The organism is Lacibacter sp. H375 (assembly GCF_037892425.1).
Lineage (GTDB): Bacteria > Bacteroidota > Bacteroidia > Chitinophagales > Chitinophagaceae > Lacibacter.
This window is the reverse complement of sequence record NZ_JBBKTT010000001.1, coordinates 4,187,185-4,202,074: the sequence shown is the minus strand read 5'-3', so window position 1 is coordinate 4,202,074 and position 14,890 is coordinate 4,187,185. Positions and strand designations below refer to the sequence as shown.

General features: G+C 40.2%; 9 protein-coding genes. 4 read left to right on the top strand and 5 right to left on the bottom strand.

From position 1 onward, the window contains the following. The first annotated feature begins 19 nt into the window (after positions 1 to 19). Together WG954_RS17950 and WG954_RS17945 are read left to right on the top strand one after the other, a co-directional pair. Positions 20 to 535, top strand: a complete 516-nt coding sequence (locus WG954_RS17950; protein ID WP_340438191.1) for a SixA phosphatase family protein — start codon at positions 20 to 22, stop codon at positions 533 to 535. A gap of 560 nt (positions 536 to 1,095) precedes the next feature. Then, the gene (locus WG954_RS17945; RefSeq protein WP_340438190.1) at positions 1,096 to 2,595 is read left to right on the top strand and encodes an Ig-like domain-containing protein; all 1,500 of its coding nucleotides are present in this window, start codon (positions 1,096 to 1,098) and stop codon (positions 2,593 to 2,595) included. 139 nt (positions 2,596 to 2,734) lie between these two features. On the opposite strand, the gene WG954_RS17940 is transcribed toward WG954_RS17945, so the two are convergent. From WG954_RS17940 to WG954_RS17920, 5 genes are all read right to left on the bottom strand, one after another. Then, on the bottom strand, positions 2,735 to 5,371 hold the full coding sequence (locus tag WG954_RS17940) for a PKD-like domain-containing protein (RefSeq protein ID WP_340438189.1): 2,637 nt from the start codon (positions 5,369 to 5,371) through the stop codon (positions 2,735 to 2,737). A gap of 879 nt (positions 5,372 to 6,250) precedes the next feature. Then, complete coding sequence (locus WG954_RS17935) at positions 6,251 to 7,600, bottom strand: dihydrolipoamide acetyltransferase family protein (protein ID WP_340438187.1); 1,350 nt, start codon at positions 7,598 to 7,600, stop codon at positions 6,251 to 6,253. A 165-nt stretch (positions 7,601 to 7,765) separates the two neighbouring features. Further along, positions 7,766 to 9,031, bottom strand: coding sequence for a CinA family nicotinamide mononucleotide deamidase-related protein (locus tag WG954_RS17930; RefSeq protein WP_340438186.1), 1,266 nt, complete (start codon positions 9,029 to 9,031; stop codon positions 7,766 to 7,768). 21 nt (positions 9,032 to 9,052) lie between these two features. After that, positions 9,053 to 9,463: an acyl-CoA thioesterase gene (locus tag WG954_RS17925; RefSeq protein ID WP_340438185.1), complete on the bottom strand. Its 411-nt coding sequence runs from the start codon at positions 9,461 to 9,463 to the stop codon at positions 9,053 to 9,055. 30 nt (positions 9,464 to 9,493) lie between these two features. After that, positions 9,494 to 9,901 carry a DoxX family protein gene (locus tag WG954_RS17920; protein WP_340438184.1) on the bottom strand — a complete coding sequence of 136 codons (408 nt, stop codon included), beginning with the start codon at positions 9,899 to 9,901 and terminating at the stop codon, positions 9,494 to 9,496. 201 nt (positions 9,902 to 10,102) lie between these two features. Here WG954_RS17920 and WG954_RS17915 point away from each other — a divergent pair, with 201 nt between their 5' ends. Together WG954_RS17915 and WG954_RS17910 are read left to right on the top strand one after the other, a co-directional pair. After that, a complete protein-coding gene (locus WG954_RS17915) occupies positions 10,103 to 13,162 on the top strand; it encodes a tetratricopeptide repeat protein (RefSeq protein WP_340438183.1) in 3,060 nt (1,019 codons plus the stop codon). Between the two features lie 51 nt (positions 13,163 to 13,213). Then, entirely contained in the window at positions 13,214 to 14,848 is a 1,635-nt protein-coding gene (locus WG954_RS17910; protein WP_340438182.1) for a hypothetical protein, read from the top strand. The last annotated feature ends 42 nt before the right edge of the window (positions 14,849 to 14,890 follow it).

The following is a 14,890-nucleotide window of genomic DNA, read 5'->3' as shown; positions in this document are numbered from 1 at the left end:
TAATTTAAAACCTTGTTTCATGTCAGTTTCACCAAACCACACTTTATCATCAATTTTAACGATTACTTTCCTGTTGACCCTTTTATCATCCTGTAACCGCAATACGTATTACATTGTCCGCCATGCTGAAAAGGCAAACGCCACAGCAAATATGAGCAGCGATGTGCCATTGAGTGCAGAAGGTGAACAACGAGCTCAAAACCTGAAAACATTATTGCAGAACAAATCATTTTCTGCAATTTTTTCAACACCTTATATCCGCACACAGTCAACAGCAAAACCACTGAGTGAAGTTGAAGGCATATCAATCCAATTATATTCACCAAGAGATACAGTTGATAAATTTATTGATCGTGTGAAAACTATTCAAAAAGGAGATGTGTTGCTTGTTGGTCATTCAAATACAGTTGATGACCTCGTAAATAAAATGATGGGACAATCGCTCTTAACCGATCTTGCAGAAACAGAATATGATAACTTATTTATTGTAAAACGGAAAGGGAAGAAGTATTCTTTTGAAAAAAGGAAATATTGAGAATTGTGGCCAAACCAATAGCTGTTGGCATTTTCCTGCATGCTCGATAAAGTTTTATTACACAATCATATTCTAACTGAATCGGCCAATTAGTAATAATCAATAAAATATTATTGGACAAATTCGTACCTGTATAATTTCTGTTTTTGGTCTAAATGATTGGCAGGTAATTGTTTAAATGCTAACGTTGAATTCTGAAGACTTTGCCCTTTATGAATCGGTATTGTATTTGTTTATTTTTACGGTAGGGAAATTGTTTTTTCGTGGTAGTTTGATTTTTATGGTCAAACTGTCTGGTTAAATTTTGAATCCGGAACTATAAAGTACACGATCCGTCTTTAGCGAAGTATCTTAATCCGCCAGCCATCGATTAATTTAATTCCCATTTTTTTACTGAACAACAATTAAGCTTTCACCTTGTTGAAATGCTATGATTGTTAATGCGTGCAAACTTTTCAATAAAGGTTACGGGCTAAGGTGCATCGTGCCTGCAGGTAAAAGTTGCTGATGTTCTAAAACAATGTTTTTAAATTAATAACAATATCTAAAAAGAAACCAGTATGATCTTCTTGAAATCCCGTACCTGTGCAATGGCTGCACTCAGCTTTATGCTTTTGCTTGCAGCATGTAAAAAAGAAAAGTCCGGTCAAATCGTTGATGAAATGCTGGAGCCACATTATGCAAGAACATCCGGGGTAGTGGATGATGATCCAAATTTAGTGAGTAAGATTCCGGTGATCATGTCATCAGACTTATTGAAAAGAATCTCACAGGATCCTTCACTACTAGCATTCAAAGGCAAACCAACAGGTGGCAATGATCTAACTGCTCCAACAATCAGTATAAACTCTCCCGCCAGTGGAGCAACGGTTTCCGGCACTATCAGTGTTACGGTAAATGCAACAGACAATCGAGGCGTAAATTCAGTAAGTTTAAGTGTTGATGGCACCTTAGTTGGCAGCAGTACAAACTCTCCTTTTACTATTTCCTGGAATTCAGCAACTGTTATCAATGGAACTCATACGTTAACCGTAACAGCGAGAGATGCGGCTGGTAACAGCGCTTCAGCTTCCAGGCAGGTAACGGTGAATACAGTATCGAACACTGATCTTAGTAACCCAACGGTGAATATTACATCACCCGCAAATGGAGCCTCTGTTACAGGTACAGTAGAGATTGCGGCAAATGCATCCGATAATATCGGAGTTAGCTCAATTAAATTTAGTATTGATGGAATTTCAGTTGGTACCGATTACGGTTCGCCTTACAGTGTCTCCTGGACTACAACCTCAATTGCAACAGGCATTCATACAGTAACGGCGACGGCATATGATGCAGCAGGTAATACCAGCTCACAATCCATACAGGTTACGGTGAACACAACAGTAATAAATCCTCCCACTCTTCCGGCAAGTGCACAATTAATAATGCCCCCGGTAAGAAATCAGGGTGGAGAATTTTCATGCGTAGCATTTGCTGCCGGGTATGCTGCAAGATCAGCAGAACAATTTTACAAGACCGGTGCCTCGGGTTATAATAATGCAACCAATATTTTCAGCTCTGAATTTTTATATAATCAAACCAAATTTGGTGACTGTGGTGCGGGAACAAGCGTTACTACTGTACTTGAATTTTTGAAAACGTATGGCATTTGCTCAGAGCAATCAATGCCTTATAGCGATTTAAATGGTTGCTCACTTTTACCAAACAGCAGCCAGTCATCTGAAGCCGCTAATTATAAAATAAATTCTTATTCAGTTATTTCTAAATCAGATATAACCGCCATTAAAACAATGATCGTAAATAAGCATCCTCTTATTCTAACAGTAAACCTTGATGCAAGTTTTACAAATGCTCAACCGGGCTTTATCTGGAAGTCTTATTCCGGCGCAGATGGATTTGGGCATGCATTAGTGATTTGTGGCTATGATGATTCCAAGCATGCTTTTAAAGTAATGAATTCATGGGGAACAAATTGGGGTGATGCAGGATACTCATGGATCGATTATGATTTTCTTGCACAGACGGGTGGTATGTGGACTTTTGTCATTAATAATTAATTTATATAACAATCAACCTTTAATAAGAAAATTGGATTTTCTTATTCTAAATTAAAAAGAAAACAGGTGCTAGTTATTAGCACCTGTTTTCTTTTCCTGATTTGTTTTTATCCTCAAAAATGAAATTGAGTTTTTAGAACTATTTCTGGTTGATTAATTTCCCGGAAATTTTTTGATCGCCTACTCTGAAGATATAAACAAGATTTGTTCTTGATGCTCCTGAAACAACATACTCTTTTGTGAATTCTCGTCCTGCCTGAACAAATCCTTCAAAAACAACTCCTATCTTTTGACCTTGCATATTGAATAATTCCAAAATTCCCATTCCTGAAACACCTGATACAAGGTTAAACCTGATCTTATCTGTATATGGATTTGGAACAGCTTTGACTTTTGTTGGTGATTCAAGAACAATCCTGTAAGGCTCATCGGATGTAGGAATAGCAGGTTCCTTGATAGTGCTGATAACTTTGTCTGTAGCTACTTTCGCTTGAGTGATACTTTCACTTGCGCAGCTATTAGTGCTACCGGCACAATCAGTAGAACCGGTGCAGCTACCTGCTACATTAGGGTTGCTGACTGTTACTAAGAATCCACCACCAAGGGCAAGACCTGTAAAATGTAAAGTTCCACCGGTACCGGCCTTAGTTGAACTATAGCCGGAATTAGAATTAGGCTGTGTAACAGTATAGCTCCAATTAGCGTCTGAATTTGGTACATCAACGCTAAAGCTTTGATCTGAACATCCCGGAGGATTGTAAATAGCGGATACAGTTGGTTTGGCAACTACATCAACCGCAAATTCACAATTCGAGCTGGCGAACGATTCTCCATGCTGATTAGTTACTGTAACCTTTACTGTAAAATCAACCGTGCCCGCAGTAACTGTTATGGAGGTAACATTTACGTAACTACTAGTTATGGTTGCCGCATTTGACGGAACAATTGACCAAGTATAGGTTAGGCCAGCTTCAGGGAAAGGATTCTTAGCAGCAAGTGCAGCAGAGCTATAAACATGACCTGCAGTTCCCTCACAGACCGGGCTTGGTCCGGTAATATCTGCAGGACAGTTTGCACCTCCTGAAACATTTATAAATACCAGTGCAGTGGCACCGCAACCATTTGCAGCGGAAGTTGCCGTTACTTTAAAGGCATATAAACCTTCCTGGTAACCCAGACCTTGCGCTGTTGGAGTAAATGTTGCATTACCAGTGCTGGTGTTCGCATTAGATAAATTTCCAATGGCGGCAATGTTACCTGGTGCATCAGTTTGACTAGCCACTGTCCATACAAAACTGCTGAACAAAGCGTTGTCTTGAATGCCGTTCAACGTACCCAAGGCAGTGAGAGCTGCTGTTTGATTGGCAAGATTTGAATTAATGGTATGCGGACTTAATAAGGTTGTTGCATTTCCATTAACTCTGCCTGCTACTGAAGCTGCATGAATTGTGGTTGCTGATGGTTGCTCACAAGTGGTACTACCGCCGGGACCAGTCACGCAGGCACCTATACGGAAACTTCCTTGTGTAAATGCACTTCCTGAAGGAGCGATTGAAATATTGGCACTTCCGTTTGCATCAGCTACCACAGAATAAGTACTGGTTGTACAGTTACCAACAGCAGTAACATCGTTTGGCAATTTTGCACCTGCAGTGTTACTGGTGAAATAAAATTTAACTGTTGCATTTGCAGCATCGGCACTGGTATAGTTTACAACAAAAGGTGTTGTATTATCAGTACATCCTGATGATCCATTAGAAAGACCGCATTGAGGTGCAGGAATTTGAATGGCATTTGACATGATCTGGTTATCCTGGCTTCCCATTGAAACACCGGACTCAGGAGCATTATCACTTGGATCATCTACATCATCAAATCTAACCAGGGTAACATGGTAAGGAGCACCGCTAATACTTCCAGCACCATTTCCAGATCCATAACCACATCGGCCATTTCCCGGTGCAAGACGGGTTGCAAAACGAATCATTATTTTATCAGAAGTAGATTCCCAGGTAAGGAGATATTCTGCATAGTCCTTTCCGCTACCTTGGTAGCCGGTAAAAGTCACAGTAACATTACTAATAGCAGCATTACCTCTTATTTCAATAAGCCTGTTTCCATACCGCTCGGTTGCTTCACCAAATCTTTTGTAGGCTTCAAAGCAGGCAATATTATCATTTACATTGGGAGCACCAATAGTCGGCTTACCCGGGTTTCCAATTACATCAGGAAATGCGGCAGTGGTAACATTATCATTTGCACCGTCAGTTAGTTCACTACAAGTGGTTTTTGCAATAGCACTGAATGCATCGCCGCATTGTAGATTAAAAAGATTTTGTAATTCATTTACGCTTCCCCCAATGTCCTCTGCTGTTTTGAAAGCTTGATCCCATGAAATAGGAAAATCATAAGCATGCTTGCTTCCTTTGCTTGATAAAACCTGGAAACGTATTGAATGCTTATTAACGTTAGAATTAGCATTGTTTGGAAGAATACCGGTCATTACAATTCTTTGTGGTACACCGATCCCTTCCCAATAATCAGTATGGGTTGAATTTAAAGACCCATTCACCCAATCGATCAAATATAGTTTGGCACCGTTTCTGTCATTTTGCGCCTGGTGAAAATCAACCGTGGTAAATCCCTGGCCAAATGATGAGAATGAAGTATACAAAAGATTGATTAAAAAAAATGAAAGAAATATTTTTATCCGTTGTGAAAAAAATATTTTCCGCTTTGGTTTTCGGGTGCCCGCAGGTACAATTACGTTACTCATAAAATTAGTTTTTAATGATTTTGAAAATGTTTGTGACAATTTCTTTACGAAAGAGTGCTTCCTGTGCTGTTCAGTTTGCAGGTAGAGTATGCAAGTTGAGTGAGAGCAAAAGCATCCTTCTCTCAGTTTGCTTATTGCAAGTGAGAAATTATTTATTTACAAATCGGGTATAACAGTATACAACAGGCGGCAGTTGTTGCAGTAGTTCAAACAATAGCATTCTTCCTCAGTATTGCTGAGTTAATAATTGCCTCCTGAAACGTTACTGGTTTTGTTGTATTTACCGGTTGAGGGCTACTGTAAGAAGTAGTGTAAAAAGATATTAATGTGCATTGGGTAGTGCGTTTTAAGGTTTATAAAAAATGTATAATGGTTTTTATAGAATGATCAGAGACTGTCTTTGTACAAAAAAGTCAGGGAAAATCTTTCAGGTACGCATTCAGTTACTAATGCGTAATACTTAATATCATTTTGAAATAGAAAATCCTGTTTTAAAAATCATCTGGACGAATAAGAACAAGGCACAGATAAGGGTTGACAGGGGGTAGATATTAAAACAGTCAGGAAGAGTGCTGATTAGAAAAGCTTGTTCATTGGGTATTTTTCAAGGTTTTTCTTATTGACCAACAAGAAGGAGTTGGGCTTGTTGATTAACCTAATAAAACCGTACGTAGATTTAATGGGAAACACAAATTACAAGCTCCAAATTAAAAATGCAAGCGTTTAGTAAAAAATGCCATTGAAAATTTATTATACAAAATAGTATCAAGTCGCTTGCTTGAAATAGCAATCAATATCGGGACTCAACGTATTATAAAATAATGCATAAAACGAAGAAAGCCTCCTGCAAAACAGGAGGCTTTCTTTGATGATGATATATTACAAATCTCTATCAGGATTAAAATTCTGTAACTCATTCGCTACCGCAGTTAAGAATGTAGCGCCAAGGCTGCCATCAATAATACGATGATCGTAGCTCATACTTAAATACATCATGTGGCGGATGGCAATACTATCACCCATTGGAGTTTCAATCACCACAGGTCTTTTCTTTATAGCGCCAACTGCTAATACTGCAACCTGTGGCTGATTAATAATAGGAGTGCCCATCAAGCTGCCAAAAGTTCCAACATTGGTTAACGTAAATGTGCCGCCAGTTGTATCATCAGCTTTCAGTTTACCGTTACGTGCAGAATCAGCAAGATTGTTCACCTGTTTGGTTAAGCCAACAAGATTCAACTGATCTGCATTCTTAATCACGGGTACAATTAAGTTGCCGCTTGGTAAGGCTGTCGCCATACCAATGTTGATGTCCTTCTTTACAATTATTCGGTCGCCATCAACTGAACTGTTGATCAACGGATATTTCTTAATACACTTTACAATTGCTTCAATGAACAACGGAGTGAACGTAATTTTCGTTCCTTCACGTTTTTCAAATTCTTTCTTCATCTTATCACGCCATTGCACAAGATTGGTCACATCAGCTTCAGTAAAGCTTGTTACATGCGGACTTGTGTGTTTGCTTCTCACCATGTGATCAGCAATCAACTTACGCATGCGATCCATTTCAATGATCTCAACATTACCACTGTAAACAGTTGGCGCCATTGATGGAGCAGGAGCTGGTTGATGTTGTGCTGGTTGTTCAACTCGGTTCATCGGCACAACCAATACATCTTCTTTCGGTGCAGCTTGCTGAGCATAACCAGTACCTCCGCCTTTTCGTGTGCTTACATACTGAAGAATATCTTTCTTCGTAACACGATTATCATTACCTGTACCCGGAATTTTTTCCAATTCAGCCATGCCAATGCCTTCCTGCGCTGCAATATTCAAAACAAGCGGCGAGTAAAAACGGATTCCATTAGTTGGCGCACTTACTTTAGCACCTGCCGGTTGATAGGGAATTGCTTCTTCCACAAATTCAGCAACTGATTCAAAAGCCTGAGGAGGAGTTGCAACCGGAGCAGCAACAGCTTCAGCGGCGTTTGTTGCAATACGTGCAATCACAGCACCAATAGGCACCACATCATTTTCGCTGAATAACACTTCACTCAACACACCTTCAGCCGTGCTGGGCACTTCACTGTCAACTTTGTCCGTTGCAATGTCAAGTACAGTCTCATCCATTTTAATACTGTCACCCGGTTTCTTATGCCAACGCAAAATGGTTGCTTCCATAATACTTTCACCGAGCTTAGGCATTACTAAATCAACTAAAGCCATAATAATTTGATGTTTTTATTTTTTTGTTGACCAGCAACAGGAATTCAATTCATCACCGGTTGTGTCACTCACTTGTGCCACAATGCAGAGTTCAGCTTTCTGACAACTGCACCGGTAACCTGGACAAACAATCGTTAATAGGCGTCAAAGGTAAGGATTGGAGACTTATTTATCCGTCTCTCCCTCAATAAACTGGAAGAGCATCAGCAAAGCATTTGTTGCCGTTAATTCTATATTTTTTAACCGGTCAAAACGAAAGTGTAATCTTTTTGCGATCATCTTCTCTCTTGAACCAACAGCCACCCATACTGTACCAACGGGTTTTCCTTCCGTCCCACCACCTGGTCCCATGATGCCACTTGTGGCGATGCCGTAGTCTGCAGTTGTTTTTTGTAACAGGCCGTTCAACATTTCGGTAACTGTTTCTTCGCTCACTGCGCCTTTTATTTCAAGCGTTGAGTGTTGTACGCCCAGCACATCCTCTTTCACGTCATATGCATAAGCTACCACCGTTCCTTTAAAATATTCAGATGAACCCGGAATGGCAGTAATAAGATGAGCAATATAACCACCGCTGCAGCTTTCAGCAGTTGCCATTGACTTTTTCTTGCGCAGCAACAATTGTCCCAATGCCTGTTCAAGCGGAAGATCTTCTGCAACAATCAACCATTCTTTTACCTGTTCTTGCAATTCAGCAAAGAGGCGGTCAAGTTGTTCATCTAATTGTTCTTTGTTTGTACCGGTGGCGGTTAAGCGCAAACGAACCATACCATAGTTTGGCAGATAAGCAAGCTTAATATCGCTTGGAAGTGCTTCTTCCCATGCATTGATCTTTTCTGCGAGAAACGATTCGCCCACACCGGCAGTAAGCAATGTGCGGTGAAGGATAAACGGCATTTCAAATTCACGTTTCAACAGAGGAAATACTTCATCGGTCATAATTCCTTTCATTTCATGCGGTACGCCCGGCATTGAAATATAAATGCAGTTGCTTTTACGGAATAACATGCCTGGTGCCGTGCCACGTCTGTTCATGAGCACGGTACATACATCTGGTACTTCGGCCTGTTTCATGTTTCGGTCAATGAGAGGCCGGTTAAGACGGCGAAAAATGTTCGTTACATGTTCAAGCACCATTTCATTCACGATCATTTTGCCGCCAAAATAATCGCAGAGTAAAGGCTTGGTAATATCATCTGCTGTTGGACCAAGTCCACCCGTAATTAAAATTATTTGTGCTGATGCAGATTCTTCATCCAATGCCTGCCAGATATCTTCTCTAGTATCGCCAACTGCCACACGACGTTTCACCCACACACCAATTTTATTTAGTTCCTGCGCCATCCAAGCACTGTTGGTATCAATGGTTTGTCCTATTAATAATTCATCTCCAATGGTAATGATGGAGGCGTAGATTTGTTGATTCTGCATGAAGAGAATTTAGAAATTAAATTATTTGAAATAGGGCAGAAGATGATTTGCTAATGCTGCCGGCATATTACTTCTTGCCATTGTTTTCGCATCTAAGAAATACAATACAACACGGCCAATGGTTAAAAGTTTACCTTCTTCATTATACACCTCATGATGAAACTCAACACGATGATCGGTGGGTAATTCACGCAACTGTGTTTTGATCGTTAGCAGATCGTCATACTTAGCAGGTCGCAAAAACTTGGTATGCAGTTCAACAATGGGCATCACAATTCCCATCTCTTCCATTTCTTTATAAGTAATACCCATTTCACGGATGGCTTCGGCTCTTGCCACTTCAAAATACTGGGCATAATTACCATGATATACCACGTTCATCTGGTCCGTTTCAGAGTATCGCACCCTTATGTTGGTTTCACTATTGAACATCGTTCCTTCGCAACAGATAGGTTGCGCTATTTATTTGATCATTCCATCAACACTGGCTTTGCCGGGGCCACATAACAAAATAGCAAAGAAGCCGGTTAAATATAAAGCTGCCACTTCACCTTTTGCAAACAATGCACTGTTGTGCGAAACAAAAAATGCATAACTCATTGCAACAATAATAGGTACTACGGTGAAGCGTGTAAATAAACCAATGGCCACAAAAATGGAACAAAAGAACTCCGCAAAAACAACTAATGCAAGAGTGGCCGTACTACCGATTCCAAAGAGATTTACAAAGCTGTCTTTCCTGTCTGCAAAGTGAACCAACTTATCATAACCATAGTTTACACAGAGGCTGATGCCGAAAACAAGCCTCAATAATAAGAATGAAATGTTAAAAGCAGTGGCAGAGTAATTAATAGATAAGAGTTTCTTCATGTGTCCGTTGTAGTTTTAGCCGCAATGAAAAATGGACATATCATTGCAGTTCGTTTCAAGAATATTGATTCCAGGTTGCGAAATTAACGGAACATCAACTTTTATCCACAAAAATCTGGAATGGTGTTTGAAAGGAAAAGGACAATTTACCTTTAGCCCGACGAACGGACTTTAAGAGACAGGTTAAAATATTTACCAACGATGAACGTTTACCCGGCAATGAACAACCGCATTACTTACATTCTTTCGTTCCTGCTCTTGTGCTTTTCTGTGCAAGTGAATGCGCAGGTTACCGCAATAAATAACGATCCCAACGCAAAATTCAAACAGGCACAGGAGTACTTCTTAACTGATCAGTACAGTTTGGCCATGCCATTGTTGCGTGAGTTGAAACAGGAAGTACAAAGCTCAACCATCCTGAATGCCGGTATACAGGTGCAGGAAATCGACTACTATCTCCTTGCTTGCGGTTTGCAGCAAAACGATGAACGTGCAGTGCAACCGAGCCGTGAGTTTATTACCGTGGTGCATAATATGCCACGCACACAACAATTGAGTTTTCATTTAGCGAATTACTACTTCCGCAAGCAACTGTTTACAGATGCACTGGAGTTTTATGAAAAAGCAGAGATCGCCAGTTTAAATAACGAACAGATATCTGAATCAAAATTCAGGATGGGTTATAGTTATTTTCATTTGAAACGTTATGCACAGGCCAAGCCGTTGTTCAACACAATCCGTCAAATGCCGGATGATAAGCATTACCTCGATGCAAACTATTACTATGGTTTTCTTGCGTACAACGATAAACAATACAATGAAGCACTTGGAAGTTTTGAAAAAGTGAAAGACCATCCTGAGTACGGTAAGATCGTTCCTTTCTATATTGCTTCTATTTATTATTTCCGTGGAGAAAAAGATAAGGCGATCAAAATTGCAGAAGAAGCAGTGAAGCGTCCGAATATATTGTATGACCTTGAGATGAAACAACTGCTTGGTCATGCATATTTCGAAAAGAAAGACTACAAACGTGCACTTCCGTTATTGGAAGAATATGTAAACAAAGCGGATAAAGTAACACGTCAGGATCTGTATGAACTCAGCTACAGCTATTATCAGAATAATCAACTCAATAAAGCCATTGATGGTTTCAAACAATTAAGTGGCAGTGAAGATTCACTCAGCCAGAGTGCAATGTATATGCTGGGCGATGCTTATCTCAAAACAAATCAGAAAGAAAATGCAAGAAACGCTTTTGCTTTTTGCGCTGCCAATAACAGCAACCAGCAACAGCGTGAAGTATCGTTATTCAACTATGCAAAGCTTTCATATGAATTAGGTTACCAAGGCGTTGCCATCAGCGAATTTAAACGATTCCTCAACGAATATCCACGCAGCACTTATAGTAATGAAGCAAAAGAATTATTGGTTGGTTTGTTAACCGGCACAAGCAATTACAAAGATGCGATCTCATTAATGGAGTCGTTGGTTGATCCATCGGAATCAACGAAGAAATTGTATCCTCGTATGTTGTACGGCCGTGCTGCTGAATTGATCAATGATGGTCAGTTGAATAAAGCCGATGAACTGCTCGATAAAATTTTAAAAGACAAATACAATTCGCCTGTTCTTCCATTAACTAATTACTGGAAAGGAGAGATCGCTTACCGTAATGATCGATTGGATGATGCCATTCGTTTCTACGATAAGTTTCTCCAAAGCGGAAGCCCGGGTATGGGTGAGGCAACAGTGAAAGAAGCAAACTATAACATGGGTTATTGCTACCTGCGCAAAGAAAATTTCGTAGTGGCACAAGGATTCTTTCAAAAAGCAGTTGGTCGTGTAGCGCTTAACTCCGCACCAATTGATCAGGATGCGCATATCCGTTTAGCAGATTGTTATTTTATGCAGAAGAGTTATACTACTGCATTAAGCATGTATCAAAAAGCAATTGACTATTCATGGCCCAATGCAGATTATGCGTTGTATCAAAAGGCAATGCTTGCCGGTATTAATAACAGTAAAGGAAAGATCGATCAGATGAGCACCCTGCAACGTTTGTATCCACGCAGCAACCTGATACCAGATGCAAACATGGAAATTGCAAAAACCTATATGGCCGATGAAAAATTTCAGGCTGCTATTCCTTTCCTCAACAATGTAATCAATGCGCCGCAGAATACAGGCTTTAAACAAACGGCATTGTTACAGTTAGCTGTTTGTTATAGTAACCTGAATAAAAACCAGGAAGCTTTAGATAACTACAAAAAACTATTACAGCAATATCCAAACAGTGAAGAAGCAGCATTTGCTTTGGAAAATATCCGTGCAATTTATGTGGAAACAGGACGGCCACAGGAATACGAAGCATTCATTCGTTCAACAGGTAGAAATGTTTCTGCGAGCGAAGCTGATTCATTGGCCTATGCTGCAGTTGAAGTGAAATTGGAAAATAACGATTGCGCAGGTGCTGTTGAACAGATCAATAGTTATCTCACACGTTTCCCGAATGGCGCAAATGCATTGAATGCGCATTATAACCGCAGCGAATGTTACATGCAACGTAAAGACTGGAAGAGTGCACTGCCCGGCTATGAATATGTAGCAAAACAAGGTAGCAGTCAGTTTGCAGAAAAGAGTGCATTGATCGCTGCACGTTCATATTATTTTGAGTTAAAGGATTATGCAAAAGCACAACCTTATTATGAAATACTGCGTACCGTTGCCACAACAGATGAAAGCAGACTGGAAGCATTGCGTGGATTATTGCGTTGCCATTATCAGTTGAAAGAATACAAGCAAGCTGCTGATGTGGCGAAAGATCTGTTGATCGCTAAAGGTGCAGGTAATGATGATAAGGCATTGTCGAATCTTGTAACAGGTCGTAACCATCAGTTGAATAATACATACGATCTCGCTATTCAATCGTACCGTGCAGTGGTTAATCTCAACAAAGGAGAGTGGGCAGCAGAAGCGAGATATGAAATTGCAAAATGTCAATTTGATCTGAACAGCCTCACCAATGCTGAGAAAGCTGCATTTGATGTCATCAAACTAAGCGGTTCTTATGATTTCTGGGTAACCAAATCATACATCTTACTCGGAGATATCTACCTGAAACAAAAAGATTACTTCAATGCAAAGGCAACTTACCAGAGTGTAGTTGATAATGCAACGAACCTGCAGTTGAAGCAGGAAGCACAGGCAAAACTGCAACAGGTTACTGAAGAAGAAAAAAGGAATTCGAAGATCGAAGGATAGATAAAAAGTACGACGTAAGAAGTAGGAGATACGATTGAACAACGAACAAACATGAACATGCGCAGATTAACGATATTCACATTGATATTTAGCAGCATCGGCATTTATGCTGTTGCACAGGATACAACAAAGAAACAATCTGTTGAAATTGTATCGGCATTTAAACCAGTGTTGAAAAATGCAGTGAAACTTAATTTCAATGCCACACCACCTGCTCCAGAAACAGGCGCACCCAATCTTGCTTACAACATTCCTGTTCAGAATTTATACTTTAACCTGCAACCGGTTGGGTTGAAGCCAATGTCGTTGCAAATTGATTCAGCTGGTCAGGCGCATAACAGCAACTATATAAAAGTGGGCTACGGCAACTACAACACTCCGTTAGTAGATGCCGGTTTTACATTGGGCGATGGAAAGAAAACGAACTTCACTTTATTCGCCAATCATCTTTCACAAAGAGGCAAGCTGCGTGTGCAACGGTTCAGCAATACTTCTTTTGCTGCTAACATCAATTCTATTGTGAAGAACGTAGAAGTATATGGTAAGGCAGGGTATCAAAACCAAACCTTCTTTTTGTATGGTCCGGATCCAGTATTTGCCAATTCGAAAGAAGATTCATTGAAGAAACCCTATCAAACCATCAATATACGTGCAGGTGTACGTAATGCATTTATTAACCGTTTCGGCATCAGCTATAATCCCGATCTTAATATTAATGTTTTCAGCGATACACGTTCAACCGAAACAAACGGTGTGCTTGATCTTCCAGTGGAAGTAAGATTTGGAAACAGCTTTGGCTTGCTTGTACGTGGAAATTTTGATCTTACAACGTTTACACCAACAGGCGGGGAAACTTACACAAATAATGTGTTTTTCCTTAATGCAGCAGCTATGCTCAAAACATCGAGGCTGTTTATTAAAGGAGGTATACGCCCAACATGGGATCAGGGTAAACTGAATGTATTGCCCGATGTATTGGTTGACATTCATCTTCAGGAAAAGAAAATCATCCTGACAGGTGGTTGGACAGGTTATGTGCAGAAGAATACTTACCAGGCCTTGGTTGCAAAGAATCCGTGGATCAATCAACCGCTATCTCAGTTCAATACCCGCATTACAGAACTTTATGGTGGTTTCAAAGGAACACTTGCAAATTCATTCAACTACCGTGTGCAAACAGGTTTCCTGGAATACATGAGTATTCCATTGTTTAGTAATCACATACAGCCCGGTTTGTTTCAGGTACTGCGTGAAGGAAAACTGCAGGTATTGCATACACAGGGTGAAATAGGTTTTGTATTGCAGGATCAGTTTAATGCCAGCGCTAAAATGGATATTTATAATTTCCTCAACCAGCAGGACGAAAAAAGACCTTGGCATTTTGTACCTATAGAATTGAGTGCGGCACTTCGCTGGCAGCCGAGTAAAAAGATCATGGTGAAGGCAGATCTGCTTTCATGGCAGGGGGCGGTATACCGGAAAGATTTGAGCGAAAGCAGCGAGCGCCTGCGTGGAGTATTTGATCTGAATGCCGGGATGGAATTTAAAGTTCACCCGCTGATCAGTGTATGGGGCCAGTTCAATAATATCTTCAACAATACCTACCAGCGCTGGAATAATTACCAGGTGGTTGGATTTAATCTACTTGCGGGAATAAGACTTACTTTTGACCAAAAGCAACAGTAAAGGCATGGTTGAACAGGTATTACGTTATCTATCTTTCCAAAA